The organism is Chryseobacterium sp. 'Rf worker isolate 10' (assembly GCF_050753305.1).
GTDB lineage: Bacteria > Bacteroidota > Bacteroidia > Flavobacteriales > Weeksellaceae > Chryseobacterium.
In genome coordinates this window covers 2,062,982-2,079,782 of sequence record NZ_JBOZOF010000001.1, presented here as the reverse complement: position 1 = coordinate 2,079,782, position 16,801 = coordinate 2,062,982, and the positions used below count along the sequence as shown (strand labels likewise).

15 protein-coding genes are annotated in these 16,801 nt (G+C 36.0%); 7 read left to right on the top strand and 8 right to left on the bottom strand.

Features of this window, described 5'->3' with window-relative positions:
- Nucleotides 1–30 precede the first annotated feature (30 nt).
- The 4 genes from LKL37_RS09460 to LKL37_RS09445 all read right to left on the bottom strand — a co-directional run bounded on the left by LKL37_RS09460 (nucleotide 31) and on the right by LKL37_RS09445 (nucleotide 3,496).
- A complete protein-coding gene (locus tag LKL37_RS09460) occupies nucleotides 31–726 on the bottom strand; it encodes an ABC transporter ATP-binding protein (protein WP_431610306.1) in 696 nt (231 codons plus the stop codon).
- Between the two features lie 80 nt (nucleotides 727–806).
- The gene (locus tag LKL37_RS09455; protein ID WP_431610305.1) at nucleotides 807–1,361 is read right to left on the bottom strand and encodes a hypothetical protein; all 555 of its coding nucleotides are present in this window, start codon (nucleotides 1,359–1,361) and stop codon (nucleotides 807–809) included.
- A gap of 382 nt (nucleotides 1,362–1,743) precedes the next feature.
- The gene (locus tag LKL37_RS09450; RefSeq protein WP_431610304.1) at nucleotides 1,744–2,439 is read right to left on the bottom strand and encodes a LytR/AlgR family response regulator transcription factor; all 696 of its coding nucleotides are present in this window, start codon (nucleotides 2,437–2,439) and stop codon (nucleotides 1,744–1,746) included.
- Nucleotides 2,432–3,496, bottom strand: a complete 1,065-nt coding sequence (locus tag LKL37_RS09445; RefSeq protein ID WP_431610303.1) for a sensor histidine kinase — start codon at nucleotides 3,494–3,496, stop codon at nucleotides 2,432–2,434. Before LKL37_RS09445 ends, LKL37_RS09450 begins: the two co-directional genes overlap by 8 nt.
- Before the next feature lie 189 nt (nucleotides 3,497–3,685).
- Here LKL37_RS09445 and LKL37_RS09440 point away from each other — a divergent pair, with 189 nt between their 5' ends.
- Nucleotides 3,686–4,798 carry an acyltransferase family protein gene (locus LKL37_RS09440; protein ID WP_431610302.1) on the top strand — a complete coding sequence of 371 codons (1,113 nt, stop codon included), beginning with the start codon at nucleotides 3,686–3,688 and terminating at the stop codon, nucleotides 4,796–4,798.
- Nucleotides 4,799–4,871: 73 nt separating this feature from the next.
- Here the strand turns inward: LKL37_RS09440 and LKL37_RS09435 are convergent, their stop codons facing one another.
- Complete coding sequence (locus tag LKL37_RS09435; protein WP_431610301.1) at nucleotides 4,872–5,909, bottom strand: serine hydrolase domain-containing protein; 1,038 nt, start codon at nucleotides 5,907–5,909, stop codon at nucleotides 4,872–4,874.
- A gap of 110 nt (nucleotides 5,910–6,019) precedes the next feature.
- Here LKL37_RS09435 and LKL37_RS09430 point away from each other — a divergent pair, with 110 nt between their 5' ends.
- Nucleotides 6,020–6,532 (top strand): hypothetical protein, encoded by a 513-nt coding sequence (locus tag LKL37_RS09430; RefSeq protein ID WP_431610300.1) that lies wholly within the window; start codon nucleotides 6,020–6,022, stop codon nucleotides 6,530–6,532.
- 327 nt (nucleotides 6,533–6,859) lie between these two features.
- On the opposite strand, the gene LKL37_RS09425 is transcribed toward LKL37_RS09430, so the two are convergent.
- The 3 genes from LKL37_RS09425 to LKL37_RS09415 all read right to left on the bottom strand — a co-directional run bounded on the left by LKL37_RS09425 (nucleotide 6,860) and on the right by LKL37_RS09415 (nucleotide 11,635).
- Complete coding sequence (locus LKL37_RS09425) at nucleotides 6,860–8,323, bottom strand: RagB/SusD family nutrient uptake outer membrane protein (protein ID WP_431610299.1); 1,464 nt, start codon at nucleotides 8,321–8,323, stop codon at nucleotides 6,860–6,862.
- Nucleotides 8,324–8,333: 10 nt separating this feature from the next.
- Nucleotides 8,334–11,288, bottom strand: coding sequence for a SusC/RagA family TonB-linked outer membrane protein (locus LKL37_RS09420; protein WP_431610298.1), 2,955 nt, complete (start codon nucleotides 11,286–11,288; stop codon nucleotides 8,334–8,336).
- Nucleotides 11,289–11,482: 194 nt separating this feature from the next.
- Nucleotides 11,483–11,635, bottom strand: a complete 153-nt coding sequence (locus LKL37_RS09415; protein WP_431610297.1) for a hypothetical protein — start codon at nucleotides 11,633–11,635, stop codon at nucleotides 11,483–11,485.
- 414 nt (nucleotides 11,636–12,049) lie between these two features.
- Between LKL37_RS09415 and LKL37_RS09410 the strand changes: the two genes are divergently transcribed.
- The 5 genes from LKL37_RS09410 (at nucleotide 12,050) to LKL37_RS09390 (ending at nucleotide 16,670) form a co-directional block, all read left to right on the top strand.
- Complete coding sequence (locus tag LKL37_RS09410; RefSeq protein ID WP_431610296.1) at nucleotides 12,050–12,955, top strand: SDR family oxidoreductase; 906 nt, start codon at nucleotides 12,050–12,052, stop codon at nucleotides 12,953–12,955.
- A gap of 156 nt (nucleotides 12,956–13,111) precedes the next feature.
- A complete protein-coding gene (locus tag LKL37_RS09405; protein ID WP_431610295.1) occupies nucleotides 13,112–14,032 on the top strand; it encodes an AraC family transcriptional regulator in 921 nt (306 codons plus the stop codon).
- 148 nt (nucleotides 14,033–14,180) lie between these two features.
- Nucleotides 14,181–14,744, top strand: a complete 564-nt coding sequence (locus LKL37_RS09400; RefSeq protein ID WP_431610294.1) for a TetR/AcrR family transcriptional regulator — start codon at nucleotides 14,181–14,183, stop codon at nucleotides 14,742–14,744.
- Between the two features lies 1 nt (nucleotide 14,745).
- Nucleotides 14,746–16,158, top strand: a complete 1,413-nt coding sequence (locus LKL37_RS09395) for an MFS transporter (RefSeq protein WP_431610293.1) — start codon at nucleotides 14,746–14,748, stop codon at nucleotides 16,156–16,158.
- Complete coding sequence (locus tag LKL37_RS09390; RefSeq protein WP_431610292.1) at nucleotides 16,158–16,670, top strand: methylated-DNA--[protein]-cysteine S-methyltransferase; 513 nt, start codon at nucleotides 16,158–16,160, stop codon at nucleotides 16,668–16,670. The genes LKL37_RS09395 and LKL37_RS09390 overlap by 1 nt, the downstream gene beginning before the upstream one ends.
- The last annotated feature ends 131 nt before the right edge of the window (nucleotides 16,671–16,801 follow it).

Here is a 16,801-nt window from a genome sequence, read left to right as displayed (position 1 = left end):
CCGAAAGTTCTTCGGGCGATTTTTTTGTTTTTATGCGGTATAACTTGCAAAAGCATCTTCCAGGCTTTCAAATTTGCCTTTAAATTCATCAATAGGGCAGTCCTGAAGAATGTTCCCTTTATGAATAAGAATTACTCTTGAGCAAAGCGCTTCTACTTCCTGCATGATGTGGGTAGATAGTAAAACGGTCTTTTGCTGCCCGATTTCTTTTACGACGTTACGGATTTCTATGATTTGGTTAGGATCCAGACCATTGGTAGGTTCATCCAGAATCAGTAAATCTGGCTGATGAATAATAGCCTGTGCCAATCCTACACGCTGTTTGTAACCTTTAGACAGCTGCCCGATTTTTTTTGATTTTTCGGGAGTAATTCCCACCAGTTCAATAACCTCATCTACTCTGGATTCAGAGATCTTATGGATATTGGCTACAAACTGAAGGTATTCTTTCACATACATTTCCAGATAAAGCGGGTTGTTTTCAGGAAGAAAACCTATTTTCTTTTTGCTTTCAATCTCACGGTCAGAGATATTCATCCCATTGAAAATAATTTCACCCTGGTCAATTTTCAGTGCTCCGACAATAGATTTCATCAGGGTGGATTTTCCGGCACCATTTGGGCCAAGAAGACCGATGATCTCATTTTTATCAATAGAAATGTTGATATTGTCAAGGGCAGTCTGTTCACCAAATTTTTTGGTTAAATTGATTATCTGAAGCGGCATAAGTTTTAATGTCTTTTTGCAAAAATAAAATAAAAAAACTCATCCGATAGAATGAGTTTCGCAATATTTATAAAATATAATTATTTTCTTGATTTTTTCTTAGCTCCACCTGTTGCAGGAACAGCATTAGAGGCTGTATTTCCTTTATTTGCAGCAGGATTTACAGACGTAGGCTTGTCATACATCGTATATTTTCCATTGGTTCTTCCGAAAATTTTCTCTACCTGTTTTTGGTTTAGAAACTGTGATTTTCCAATATATTTTCGGTTTTTGTTGATGATCTGGATAAACTGCATGGTTTGTTGGCCATAATTCTTTTCATAATGAAGTTCGATAATATCATTAGGTAATTCCAACACAACATTCTCTTCAGGAGTGGAGATAAAACCATCCATAATAAGTTTGTATAGTCCGGCAACATCACCATTAAGGTTCTGGAAAGAAAAAGATCGGATTGTATTCAGGTTGCTGGTGTTCAGATCCTGGTAGTTGAATGTAAATTTATCTTCCTTTTTATATAGACCAACGGAATTATCTTTACCAATTTCCACCAAACTTTCATTCTTCAACACCTTAATCTGTGAGAAAACTGAAATACCGAACATACATGTAATAAGTAGAATTATTTTTCTCATAAAATGAATTTTAATGTTTTATTACTTGGTGTACATAAATTTACTAATAAAAAAGCAAAAAAGCAACTTTATTAATTCAAGCAAAAGTAACATTTTTTTTTAATATCAATACGAGATGGTCTGCTGATACTATGGATTTCATTGTTTTTGTAATGTGTTGATAATTATTAAATTAGTTGTTTTTAGTGTATAGGTGTTGATTTTAATTGAAGGCAGATTTACAATAGTTAATATGATGTAATGTGCTGATAAACAGATTGAATATTACTCAGGATAGCTTGAATTTAAAATTAATTTAAAATAAATGTTAAAAATGAGGTTTTATAGATTAAATTCTAAATAATAAGTAGAAAATCCAATGCTGAAATTATTATAAACAGTTTTATAACAGCTTATTTCTGGAAACTGAAAATATGAAGGCATCAAATTCCTTTTTATAACTTCTTCCAACGGGAATCTGATGGCTGCAGACTACAACGTCATTACTGCTGAAAGCTGTCACAAAATCAGAATTGATGATAAAAGACCTGTGAATTCTTACAAAACCTTTACCGGATAAAGTTTTTTCCAGATCAGCAATCTTACTTTTTGAAATGAAACTTTCCTGAGTGGCAAGTACTATTTTGATATCATTTCCCTGACTTTCAAAATAAGCAATCTCCGAAAGGGAAAGTTTACGGTGCATTCCTTCAGTTTTGATGAGGATAAAGTCTTCCCTGCCTTCAGATGAAGTTCTCAATATACGTTCCACAGATTTGAAAAACCGTTCAAAAGTAATGGGTTTCAGAAGATAATCTACTGCTTCCAGCTCGAAACCTTCTATAGCAAATTCCCGATAAGCTGTAGTAAAAATGGTTTTGGGTTTCTGAGGCAGCGATTTCAAAAAATCTATTCCATTGAGGTGGGGCATCTGTATATCCAGAAACATCAGATCCACAGTCTGATTCTGCAGTGTTTTATAAGCCTGCATGGCATTTTGAGCCTTTCCTACCAGCCTTAGATCGTCGATTTTGGAGATATGATTTTCCAATAATGACGCTGCCAAAGGTTCGTCATCTACAATAATGCAGTTAATCATAATGTGAAGGAGTGATTATTTCAACTTTAAAAATATTGTTTTTATTTGAAACCCGGAAGGTGAAATTACCCTGGTAATGATATTGTAATTGCCTTTCTATATTTTGAAGACCAATTCCTTTTTCGTTATCAGCCGGGTTTTCAAAAAAAGTATTTTCAATTTTAAAAACAGAAAACTGCTTGCTCGTTTCTATTTCAATCTTTATTTCTGTTGTTTCTGAATTTTTTCCTGCTCCGTGTTTAAAAGCATTTTCTACTAAAGTGAGATACAGCAGTGGTGGAATTGTGTTCTGGGAGCCTAATAGAACATGTTTCTCAATTTTTAATCTTTCATCATGATAGCGGAGACTTTCCAGAGCTATATAATGATCGATAATATTCAGTTCATCAGAGACTGCTACCCATTTTTTTTGCCCTTTGTACAGAATATAATCCAGAATATCAGAAAGCTGGCTGATAGATTGAGGGGTTTTATCAGAATGATTAACAGACAGGGAATAAATATTATTCAGAGTATTAAAAAGAAAATGAGGATTGAGCTGGGATTTGAGTGATTGGAGTTCCAGTTCGGTTTTTTCCTTCTGCAGTTTGATAGTACGTTCCTTTTCATCCTTATACCGTATGATAAACATAATTGAGATAAAGATAAAGGCACCGCTGATAATCGGAAAAGTATAATGAATAAGCAGGTAAGGAATATCTGTGAAAATTTCAAAAGGGGTATCTTTCAATAATTCATTAATGAATAGAGGTTCTGCAATATAAACGATAAAAAACCGATTAATGACAGAAATAATATAAAGGCTGAGAAGAATAGACAGTATTAATTCAGCATACTTTTTCTGATCAAAGAAATGACGGATCAGAACAAAATAAATAAAATTGGCTCCCGCAATCTGGAAAATCCAGTGGCAAAAATTATAAATAATCAATCCTTTGGTAGCTTCACTATCATATTCTCCAGACATTCTTACCGTTCCGAATAAAAATAAAGCCGTCCAGAAAAGCAGCTGGAAGTATAGTGTTTGCCTGATCTGAGTTTCTGATTGGGTTTTCATTATTTTCAAAAATATAAAATCTTAAGCAACCTCAGAGAAATCTTATACTAAAGCCTTTAAAGTAATGACGAATAACTTTATTTATAATGTAAACTACCTATTTTGCTGTTGGTACTGAATAGTCTGTTATCCGGATTCTATGTCAGAAAGAAGTTTGAAATTTGTCAACATTTGCATAAAAAAATAATGATGGAAAGTTCTGAAAGGCTTTACGGATTGGATCATCTGAGAGCTGTTGCTATTCTACTCGTGTTAATGTTTCATTATCGGGCTTTTAAGCATCCCGACTGGATTGACAGTGTTGGAAGGTTTGGCTGGACGGGAGTGGATCTCTTTTTTGTTTTAAGTGGTTTTCTGATTTCCAGTCAGCTGTTTAAAGAAATAGAAAATAAAAGAAAAATCAATCTGAAAACATTCTATATAAAACGTTTTTTCAGGATTATTCCATCGTACTTTTTTACACTTTTTCTGTATTTTTCATTTCCTTTTTTCAGAGAACGGGAAGCTTTATCTCCTTTATGGAAGTTTGTTACTTTTACTCAAAATTATGGTCTGGATGTGATCAACCGCGGAACATTTTCCCATGCATGGTCATTATGTATCGAAGAGCAGTTTTATCTTATTCTTCCTCTATTGCTTTTAATAGTAATGCCATCAAAATTATTCAGATATCTTGCGGTTTTGATGATTGCGGTCATAGGATTTTCTGTTGCAGCCAGGCTGATAGCATGGAATGAATTTATTATAGGAACAGATACTGCTTCTTCAGATTTCTGGAAATTATGGTACATGAAAATATATTATCCTACTCACACAAGGCTGGACGGACTTGCAACAGGGGTGTTGACGGGATATTTAATGCAGTATTCGGTAATATTCAAAAAAATGGTGAATAGCAACGGAAACGGGCTTTTCTTTTTGGGAATTATACTTCTTGGAGTTTCGTTCTGGGTTTGTAATGAGCAGGCTTCAAAAATAGCTTCTATATTCGGATTTACTTTAGTAGCATTGAGCTATGGAATTATCCTTATGGCAGCAGTTTCCCAATCTTCTTTCCTGTATCAGACGAAATCTTATATTACTGCTCAGCTGGCTGCTTTATCGTATGCAGTTTATCTTTCACATAAAGGAATTATTCATATCGTACAAGGAGGACTTGATTATTGTAAGCTGGAAGCTTCAGATAATATAAGTCTTTTTGTATGCTTTTTTGCCTGTCTTCTTGGAGGATTATTCTATAGATTTTTGATAGAAAAACCTTTTTCTATGATTAAAACTAAAGTTTTGAAAAGAATTGTATAATATCCACCCTCTTCAGGATAGATGTTCAAAACTTGAAAAAGTATTATCCTTGCTAAAAATCTTTGACAGATACTTAGTTAGCCGTAATTGCTTTCAAAACTACATTTTTTATAGCGGCTTCTTTAAAGCTCCAGTATTCACGGTTTTCAGGCATTTGATTTTCAAGGATAACCAAGGTAGTATCAGTGGATGGGAAGTACACATTAAGGCAGGTAAAGCCATCACCAAGCCCTGTCACTGCAAAATAATCCTGGCCTGCTTCTTTGATAAATCTCACATTATACCCGAATCCCATGCTTTCTGTTCCAAATACATTATGCTGAGAGCTTGTGGAAGGAGTCATCATCTGTTTTTGAAACTCAGGGGAAAGCAGTTTTCCTTTAAACAACGCCTGATCCCACTTTGCAAGATCCTGTACTGTAGAAATAATTCCTGCAGCGGGAGCAATATCGTCATTCAGAAAAGACTCTTTTACTTTTTCAAACTGATTATTCTCATTCATATAACCCGGAACAAGAGATTGATTATTCTTTGTATTATAAACAAAAGTGTGATCCATTTTCAGCTTTTTGAAAAGAGAATTGGCCAGTTCTGTGAAGCTTTTTCCGGTTGTGTTTTTTAAGATTTCCCCAAGCATCATATAAGAAAGGTTGCCATATTTGAACTGGGAACCGGCTTTGAAGACCGTGGGTTTTTCCTTATTTGTAATACCGTGGGTATGGTTCAGAAGGTGATGTATTGTAACTGTATCTGCCCAGGTTTGAGTAAGAGAAGGAAGATATTTTTTGATAGGAGTATGAAGGTTCAGTTTTCCCTGTTCAGCAGCCTGTAAAATCAAAATGGCGGTTACCTGCTTGGAATTTGACATGATTTCAAACTGATCATCTGTTTTCAAAGGAACTTTCTTTTCAAAATCTTTGTATCCATTAGATTTCAAATAGTGTGTTTTTCCTTTTTGCGCTATCAAAACAACTCCGTTGAATTGTATTGGGCTGGAAGCAGTAATAATACTGTCAATTTTATGAGTATAAGTATCTTTTTTCTGAGCTGTTGTGGTAATAGATAGCAGGGTGGAAAATACACCAGTGAAGAGTAATTTTTTTATGGTCATTATATATTTTTATTATTGAAAAAAGTAAGGGATGTAAGAAATGAAAATGATTTTCAAATATAGGTAATTCCAGTTTCTTTTATTTCAAATATTTTAATAATTTAGTTTTCATGAACATTAAAACTATTAGCCTTTCTATCATTTTCTTCGTTATTATTTCCTGTAAAAAAGATAAAGAATATCCAAAATATGTTGAGCTGGAATCGGGGAACGGAACCTATTCACTTTATGTAAAAGACGGAACTTTTGAATTTTTAAAAACGGAACATATAAGTTATGATCAGATCGTAACAGCACCTTTTTCAGAAGGAAAATATAAAATATCGGGTGATGAGCTGATTTTAAAGAGTAATCAAGGAAAAAAATATATTTTCAAGATTGGAAATGAATCTGAACTGATCCCGGGAAAAATGGATTCTTTAAAAGATTTGAAAGGATTGTATCCTGTTCAAATTCTTCATAACAATAAAATGCCGAGAGAAATTGGACGTCTGGATTCTTTAGGGAGAAAAAATGCTTTGTGGCTTTACTTTAATGAAAAAGGGAAGGTGATTAACCAGAGGTTGTATAAAAATGGCGAGCTGGTGAAAGATCATTATAAATCTGATATTGTTATAAAATAAAGAATCTGTAAGAAACCTGGAAATAAACAGTATTCAATTTTATCGCAGATAAAATCCTTGCGCCTTATAGCAACCTTCTTAATAATATTTTGCGTCTTTGCGTTTTCCAATTATACCTTTCTTGTTTGTGCTTTTTTGAAAACGCAAAGACGCAAAGCTTTTTTAATTCTATGTACAATTTTAAGGCGCGAAAAAATCAAAGATTTTTAGCAAGTGAAAGTTGAAAAATATCAGTACATTATCTTAGTCAATAAAAAAGGCACCATTTACTTGTAAATGGCACCTCGTCACTGAATATATTTGAATGTAAAATTGTTTTTGGTTTATCTATTCATTCTGTTTGATTTGTGGGTTATTATTAATCTCTTTATTAGGAATCTGGAATCTGAATTTATCTGGTGTCAGGTTGAATCTTCCAAAAGTATGATTCGTTCCTGGGTATACTCTTTCTAAAGGAGTATTTAATCTCTTCATATCAAACCAGGCGTAGCCTTCACCCCAAAGTTCTATTCTCTTTTGCAGTACAATCTCATTGATCAGCTCATTGCCTGACTTTGTAGACAGTGTATATGCTTTATCTCTTTTTGATGTAATGTCGAATAATACCTGTCTGGCTTCTGTTTCTCTTCCTTGTCTGGCAAGGGCTTCAGCCTGAATATAATACAGTGAGGAAGCTCTGATATAAATATAATCTCCTTCAAAAAGGGTAGGATCTTTAAACTTCCAGCTTACGTAAGGTGGATAATTTTTTGTTTTTCCATTAAAAGTATATGGCGCACTTTGGCTTCCATTGAATATTTTTTTACGGTAATCCGTTGCCGGAATAGCTTCATAAAGACGCTTGTCTATCAGCTTACGGATCTGTGCAGCTCCTGCATATCCTTCATTGGTATTATCAAACATCGAAAAGAAAGAAGCATAATAATTCCCGATACTCATAGTGGAAATCGTATTATGAAAACCCCATATTACCTCAGGATTATTGATGTTGGAAAATCCGGTATTCGTATAATCATCTTCAGTCATAAGAGCTACTCCCTGCTTGCTTTCTTCAGCATATTTGGCCGCTTTGATATAATCTCCTGTTTCCAGAAATATTTCTGCAGCAATAGCTTTAGCAGTTCTTTGGTCGATCTGAGCTCTGGATGGACGGGCATACGTGTCCAAAAGCGTAACGGATTCTTCTATGTCTTTCTTGATTTGTGTATACACTTCAGCAACCGTTGATCTCGGAAGTCCCTGGCTTGGGTTATTGGCAGTAAGAACCAATGGAAGCCCGGGCTCTCCCTGGTGTCCGTTATAATCATTAGCATAGAAACGAACCAGATAAAAGTAAGAATAAGCTCTTAAAGCGAGAAGCTGTCCTGCTATAGCTCTATTTTTTGCGTTTGCATTTTTATCCAGGTTATCAAGAAGCTTGTTGATAATAAATATTCTAGCATAAAAAGTGGTCCATACAATCTCAGAGGCAATATTGCTGGCATTGGTTGCCTCATAATTATAAAACATACCCAAATGCTGGTTGGTAGACTGGATGACATCATTAGACATCAGATCGGCTCCTGCTTTGATTCCCATGATTCCGAAATCTGAGTGAACGGTAGTACCGCCTGCGCCATTGCTGCGAAGGTCAAGATAGATTCCGCCCAGTATTTTTTCCGGACTGTTGGCGTCGTTATTCAGCTGTTCACCGGAAATATCTCCATCCGGTAATGTATTGAGATCATTGGAACAGCTGGTAGCAATAAAACTTATGGTTACAGCTGTTATAATGTATTGTATTTTTTTCATTCCTGTTCTTTTAAAAATTAAGTTTAAAGCCTAAAGAGACACTTGATAACAGAGAATAACGGTAGGCGTCAGAAACTCCCGTCAGTGAAGCTCTTGGATCATATCCTTTTCTCTTTGACCATAAGTATAAGTTGTTTCCTGTCACATAAACTTTCAGACCTGATAAGCCTGCCTGCTGTGCAAAACCTTCAGGAAGCTGATAGGAGAGGGTGACGTCCTGAAGACTGATATAATCTGATTTGATCAGATAAAGCGTTGAATTTCCGTTCTGATTCGTAGCGGTAAGATCTACTCTTGGTAATGCAGCAGTAGGATTTTCCGGGGTCCATGTTTTATCCAGATCCGTTGAATAGTTAGATCCATAGCTGTCAGAATGGAATAAGCTTCTGTAAATATCATCATATCCATATCCTCCGAACTGATAGGCAAAATTCACTGCCAGGTTAAATCTTTTATAGCTGAAATCTGTTCCGAATCCACCATATACCTTTGGAATTGCTGATTTTCCGGTGTTATAATCAGTGGCATCCTTATAATTGCTGGTAACTGTTCTTTCTTCCTTTTGAGTGGTAGGATTTATGGATGTACGGTACCACAAAGCATCTCCATTCTCGGGATTAACTCCGGCAAATTCTTTCAGGAAATAAGTGTAACGGTCTCCGCCTTCTGCAAGAATAAACAAGCCGCTAACCAGCCCTGTATTCCTTTGTTCAGCCGGTAATCTGGTAATCTTATTTTTATAATGAGTGGCATTGGCATAAAAGCTCCACTGGAACTCATCCCCGCGAAGAATATCTACACTAAGATTGGCCTGAACACCTCTGTTGGTCATATCTCCAATGTTGCCATATTTTACATAAGATCCTGCATTGGATGGAGGAAGAGGAAGAGCGTAGATCATATCCGATACTTTCCTTTCAAAATAATCTGCATTCAGGGTGATTCTGTTTTTTAAAAGTGAAATCTCAAAACCGGCATTCAGGTTTTTGGAAGTTTCCCATTTTAAGTCTTTATTTCCCTGTTTCTTTAGAGAAAGAACAGGTTTGTCATTTCCGAAGTTATTGATTCCGTAGATATCCTGATAAGCATAATAATCTCTTGTGGAGCCGCTTAAAAGGATGTTGTCATTTCCTTGCTGGCCATAAGAAGCTTTTAACTTTAAAGAATTAATCACGCTGTTGTCTTTAAGGAAATCTTCTTTTGCAATATTCCAGGCCAGTCCCAGCCCATAGAAATTTCCCCATCTGCTTTCAGGTGAAAAAACTGAAGAACCATCTCTACGTATATTGGCATTGAAGAAATATTTACCGTCATAATTATACAATAACCTTGTGAAATACCCTTCTACAGCATATTCATAACCGCTTCCTGATAAACCCGTGATTTTCACGGCATTGTCAAAAGCTTGAGAGTCAGGTAGTAAAAGCTGTTGTTTTGATCCTGAAAGACCATCATCTTTGATCTTATTCAATTCATGTCCTACAAGAAGGTTGAAGCTGTGATTTCCCAGTTTTTTCTGATAGGTAAGCAATTGCTGATGGTTCAGCGTGTATTTAAAGTTAGAACTCTGCGAAATAGTTCCCCCTACAGAAGAAGAAGTTCCTCCTTCTGTATTTCCGAACTGCAGATTTCTTGTATTTTCAAGATAAGCTCCGAAATTATAGGTAAAATCCAGCCCTTTGATAATTTCGTAATTTAAGCCAAGATTAAGATTGGTAGCATTACTTACGATCTGTGATTTATTCTTCTGAAGGTTACCCACAGGGTTTTCAAAAACAGCATAAGATCTTGTGGCTCCGTTTGGTCCCTGGCCGTCTCCATAGTCATATAAAGCATTACCATAGCTGTCATAAAGCCTTTGGTAATTATTATCTCTCAGGAAAACAGGATAGAAAGGAGCGATATTTCTGGCAAATTGAAAAGGGTTGGAAAAACCGCCAGTCTCACCAAAATCCTGCTTGCTGTAGGTATAAGACAAAGCACTGGTTAATTTCAGTTTTGAGGTAATAGAGTAGTCTACATTAGATCTGATCCCGAATCTTTCAAAACCTGAAGAGATTAAGTATCCTTTATCATCCAGATAATTAAGGGAAGTATAAGATTTTATCTGATCACCATTGGCATTGATTCCTACTGTGGCTTCCCTTCTCAAAGCAGGTCTGAAAAGCAGTTTTTTCCAGTCATCCTGATATAACAATTTCGCATCCGGATTAAAAGAGCCATCCTTTGATATCAGTTGATTAAAAGGAACGTTATAAGCATCATATCCCAGTTTTGTTAAAGCTGAAAGTCCTACATCATGCGGAGAATTACCGGAAGGAACCGCTCCCGGTTGTTTCAGTCTCGCAATTTCACCAATTCTGGCTCTGTTATAATAAGCTGTATAATAATCCTGCGGAGAAGTATAGACGGAATAATCTTCAATAGATCGGAAGTTGACACCCGTTTTTACATCGGCTTCAATACTTATCCCTTTACTTTTTCCTCTTTTTGTATTCACAATAATAACTCCATTGGCTCCTCTGGAACCATATAAAGCATTCGAAGAAGCATCTTCAAGAAAAGAAATACTTTCAATATCCGATGAGGCAATACTGTTCAGGTTTCCACTGTACGGAATACCATCCAGTACAATTAACGGATCACTGGAAGCATTAATGGAACCTATTCCTCTCATTCTGATCGTTGGCTGGGAACCAGGTTGTCCCGATGAAATCACCTGTACCCCAGCTACTTTTCCTCCAATTCCCTGAAGAATATTTCCGTTTTGAAGATTAGAAAGGTCCTTGGCCTTCAAGGACTGTACAGATCCTGTGATCTCTTCTTTTTTCTGTTTTCCAAAGGCCACTACTACCACTTCTTTGATGGAAGTTTCGTTGGAAAGGCTGTCTTTACTTTGTGCAAAACCATATTCCGCGAACAGGAGTAAGGCCAATACACCAAGCTTGCATTGTTTCTTTTTCATTATATTAATCTAGGTTTAAAACTGAACTGTGTATTACTGCTGATCTCTCTGTAAGAAATAATAATTCCCTGCCTCCTTTTTCAGGGAGGATATAAGAAATAGAAAATTAAATTTACTGGAGATGTACCCGGATGAAAGAAGCCTTGAACTCTTTGGCTTTAATTCCTACAGTAATGAATGTATCTCTTAAAAAGTTAGCACATCATCATTTTGCACATCATATCAAAACACATGTCTTGGGAAGTAAGATGGTGCTGTGAAAGGGCAGGCATTCCACAACATGTATGCTGTGCAGGAGCTGTCGCCATAATGGTGCATAGGTAAGAATTAAAGGTATTCTTATTCATGAGAATAAAGTTTAAGTTTTTTTTAACTGGGTCAAAATTATTTAATAATTGGTGAACCCCCATAAAATGGAGATATGAGATAAATCATATTAGTCTACTAAATTAGTGTACTAATAAAATTAAATGAGTTGCAATTAATGTAATTTATTGATAATTAATGATTTGTTACATACTATGAAAATGTTAAAAAATAATAAAAAAGTATAATTTTAACTGTAAACTAAAATTAATATTATAACTCTACTTGTTTTGTAGACTTTTTATTTATTTTATAGCTTCATAATGTTCAGAAGAGGAATGGTGGTTATGAAAAACGCTATTGGCAGAGTTTGGTTTTGGCTAAGAAGAAGATAGATCCGGCGAAGTATTCCCGATAGGCATTTCAGAATTTTACATCAACAAAAAAATAAAAAAATGAATATTGTTTTAACAGGTTCCATCGGGAACATCGGAAAACCGCTTACAAAAGAATTAGTAGACAAAGGACACTCGGTAACAGTGATCAGCAGTAATGAAAAAAGAAGGGAAGCTATTGAAGCTTTGGGTGCAAAATCGGCAATAGGCAGTATGTTTGATGCAGATTTTCTCACCGAAACATTTACAGGGGCAGATATTGTTTATCTCATGGAAACTATGGAAGCAGCGGGAGACCTGTTTGATAAAAGCATTGATTTTATCGGAAAGATCAGTGAAATTGGTCTGCAATACAAAACGGCCGTGGAACGTTCCGGAGTGAAGAAGATTGTCCATCTCAGCAGTATTGGAGCTCATACAGATAAAGGAACAGGGATCATCGTATTTCATTACCATGTGGAGCAACTCTTAAAGCAATTGCCGGATGATGTTGCCATCAAATTCATTCGTCCTGTAGGTATTTACTTCAACATGTTTTCATTCATCAATACAATAAAAAATAAAGGGGCTATTATCTCCAACTGGGGAGGAGACCGGAAAGAACCCTGGGTTTCTCCACTGGATATTGCAGCGGTTGTAGCGGAAGAAACAGAAAAACCATTTGAGGGAAGAACTGTTCGTTATGTAGCCAGTGATGAGGTTTCTCCTAATGAAATTGCCAAAGCTTTGGGTGAAGCAATCGGGAAGCCGGATCTTCAGTGGAAATTAATCTCAGATGAAGAATTATTGAAAAGCTGGCTGGATATCGGTTTCAATGAACAGGTGGCTAAAGGTTTTGTAGAAACACAGGCAAGCCAGGGAAGCGGAGTTGTGTATGAAGATTATTATCAAAATCAGCCTGTTTTAGGAAAAGTAAAGTTGACAGATTTTGCAAAGGAATTTGCTGCTGCGTATCACAATGGATAGGTATAAATAGTAAACCACAAAAGTTACAAAGAAGTAGATGCCTAAGTAAATGAAAATAATAGTATTAACGTAAATTTCTGTAAAAATCTTGGTCATCTGTTGGAAAAAACTCTACAACAAAAGTTCACTGGAAAAACAATTCGTAATTTTATAGATATGGAAAAAAGAGCTGTAAAAAGAATAAAATCCATCACAGAATTTCACCGTTCAAGAGGGCTTCCTCCTCCTGAGCATCCTCTGATCAGTGTGATCGATTATAAAGATGTAAAACGGCCTGCCGATATTGGAGAAGTCAATTGGATGTTGGATTTTTATCAGATTTCTTTAAAAATAGGGATGAATGGAAAGTTGAAGTATGGCCAGCAGGAATATGATTTTGATGAAGGAACGCTGTTTTTTATCTCTCCAAACCAGGTTTTCAGAATTGAATCAGATCCTGGCGTACAGGAAAAACAATCCGGCTGGATGCTGTTGATTCATCCTGATTTTCTATGGCATACTTCTCTTGCTAAGACTATAAAACAGTATGACTTTTTTGACTACTCTGTGAATGAAGCTTTGTTTCTTTCAAAAAAAGAAGAACTTACCATTAATGGAATTATAGAAAATATTGAACAGGAATATCATTCGGTTATTGATAAATTCAGCCAGAATATTATCATTTCTCATATTGAAACACTGCTCAATTATTCCGAAAGGTTCTATGAAAGACAGTTTATCACAAGAAAATTAACCAATCATACCATTCTCAACCGTTTGGAAGTCTTATTGGATGATTATTTTAAAGATGATGATCTGATATCAAAAGGACTGCCTACAGTACAGCTTGCTGCAGATGAACTTGGGGTTTCTCCCAATTATCTCAGCAGGTTATTAAGAACAATTACCGGACAGAGTACTCAGCAGTTTATTCATGATAAACTGATTGAAAAAGCAAAAGAAAAGCTTTCTACAACAGATTTATCTGTGAGTGAGATTGCTTATGAATTAGGTTTCGAACATCCACAATCCTTTACAAAACTATTTAAAAATAAAACCCATCTTTCTCCATTGGAGTTCAGAACTTCTTTTCAATAAAGATTTTGGAAAAATTTGACAAATAAAAGTCCATAACGTCCATGTTATGGACTTTGTCATTGATGAAAGGTAAAATCAATAAAGTGAATAGAGAAAAGCTAAAAAAATAAATAGACAAACTTGTCTATTTATTATCTATCTTTGTTTCATGAAACAGAGAGGTCAGGTTGTCATTGACAAAATTTTAGATACCGCAGAAAAATTATTCTACGAACAGGGGTATAGTAATACCGGAATTAATCAGATTATCAGTGAATCTGATATCGCAAAAGCTTCATTATATAAACATTTTGAAACAAAAACTGATTTATTGATTGCTTATATACAGCGAATGCATCAGCTTTGGTTCAGCAGGCTGGAAGCTACTGTAAACGAAGTAAATGATCCAAAAGAAAAGCTCTTAGCCATTTTTGACCATCATACGAAAAGACAGGAGATCAGACAATATGGAGGCTGTCCGTTTATTAAAGCCAATGATGAAGCCGGAACGAGTGATCCAAGGGTTTTAGCTGAGATTCAGGCAACAAAAGTTCACAGTAAAGAATTTATCAGAACCCTTGTCAGAGCTTCCGGACACAAAAATATATTGTCAGACGAGGAACTGGCGGAAACAATTTATGTCATGCTGGAAGGCTCTATTGTCACTGCTTCGGTTTTTAAAAAGCCGGACGAGATACAATCTGCAAAGAAAATTATTCAAAAACTGATTTAAAATGAAAACTACCAATAATAAATGGCTGGAACTGATCATTGTTCTGGCTGCCCCTTTACTTTCCGTTATTGACGTATTTATTATCAATATAGCAATACCCACGATCAAAAAAGGAATTCATGCAACAGACGGTGAAATGCAGTTTGTCATTGCCGGATATCTTCTTGGCTATGCAGCTTTCCTGATTACCGGAGGAAGGGCAGGGGATCATTTCGGAAGAAAAAAAGTGTTCTTCTGGGGAATGCTGGCTTTTACAGTTGCTTCCTGTTTATGCGGATTGTCGCAATCAGCTTTACAATTGAACGTCACAAGGTTTTTTCAGGGGTTAAGTGCTTCATTTATGGTTCCGCAGACCATCGCATTTATCCAGGTGCTTTTTACAGATACCAAAGAACGGGCAAAAGCATTTGGATTGTACGGAATTACCCTTGGAACTGCGGCAGCAATAGGTCAGGTACTTGGGGGCTATTTGTCTGATACACATTGGGTGATAGAAGGCTGGAGGCTCGTATTCTTTATCAATCTTCCCATAGGAATTATTACCCTTTGGGCAACCCACAAATACGTTACTGAAACACCCAAGCATGAAAGTACAAAATTTGATTACACAGGAATTGTAATTCTAACTTTTGCTCTGTTTTCTCTTATTTATCCTTTGATTCAGGGGCGGGAATCCGGATGGCCTTTGTGGAGTTTCGGACTTTTAATGCTCTCTTTTATTCTGTTTGCTACTTTCATTTATAATCAAAAAAAGAAACTGGGTAGAAACGGAAATCCTTTGATTGATGTCAGATTATTTAAAATAAAAGATTTCAATATCGGGCTTACTGCTGTTTTATTTCACTTTATGCTTCATACAGCGTATTTACTGTTAAGTGCAGTGTATCTTCAGAACGGGCTTGGTATTTCAGCACTGGATTCCGGATTATACTTTATTGCACCGGGAATTCTGTTTGTCGTTTCGTCTGTAATGGCTTCCCGTCTTATTGTAAAATATGGTAAAAGGGTACTGCAGATAGGTGTCGTAATTCTTTTCATCGCATTTTACCTCCAGATGACGCTTTGGAAACCGGGAATCAGTACCGGATTGGTGATAGGACTCATGGCAATGTGGGGATTTGGAAACGGTCTGGTTCTTCCTTCATTATTGAATATTGCACTTAAAAATGTTCCATCCCAATATGCGGGAGGCGCAGCAGGGATATATTCTACTTTTCAGCAGACAGCTTCCGCATTAGGAGTGAGTGTTATTGGCGGAGTATTTTTTTATTTTTCAAAAGAGAACTGGCATACGGCTTACCACTTCGGGATTATTTGTATATTGATTTGTCTGGTGATGGTAGGAGTGATGCTGCAGCTATTACCAGGTTCAGAATCTGTAAAAGAACGTCGTCAAAAAGTAATCAAAGCATAATGGAAGAACAAAATCAGCTGTTTTATAAAGATGTTATCTCACCTGTCGGACAAATCAGAGTTATCGCTTCTGATAAAGGGCTTGCTGCAATAATCTGGGAAGGAGAGGATTATACAAGAACAAAACTTTTTGCTCCTGTGAAAAAAGAAAATCATCCGGTTATTGTACAGGCAGAGAAGGAGTTGGAAGAATATTTTGAAAATAGCAGAACCATTTTTACCGTACCGCTGGACTTTAGAGGAACCGATTTTCAGGTGAAAGTCTGGGAAGCCTTATTAAAAGTTCCTTACGGGATTACAAAAACGTATGGTGATCTGGCAAAAATTCTGGGTGATGTGAAAGCGGTTCGTGCTGTGGGGGGAGCTTTAAACAAAAATCCAATATCCATTATAGTTCCCTGTCACAGAATCATTGGAGCATCAGGCAAACTGACGGGTTTTGCAGGAGGTTTAAAAAACAAATCCATTCTTCTGGATCTGGAAAAAAGTTTTACAATGCCCACATTATTTTAATGCAAAATACGAATGATGAATAAGAATTTAAGAAACCTTGAAATAGCTGTTTAAACATTCAATTCTGAAAATTTTCACGATGTATGTGAGCATTTAGCCCATCATGATCATGATTTAAAATCAGTTCTGGA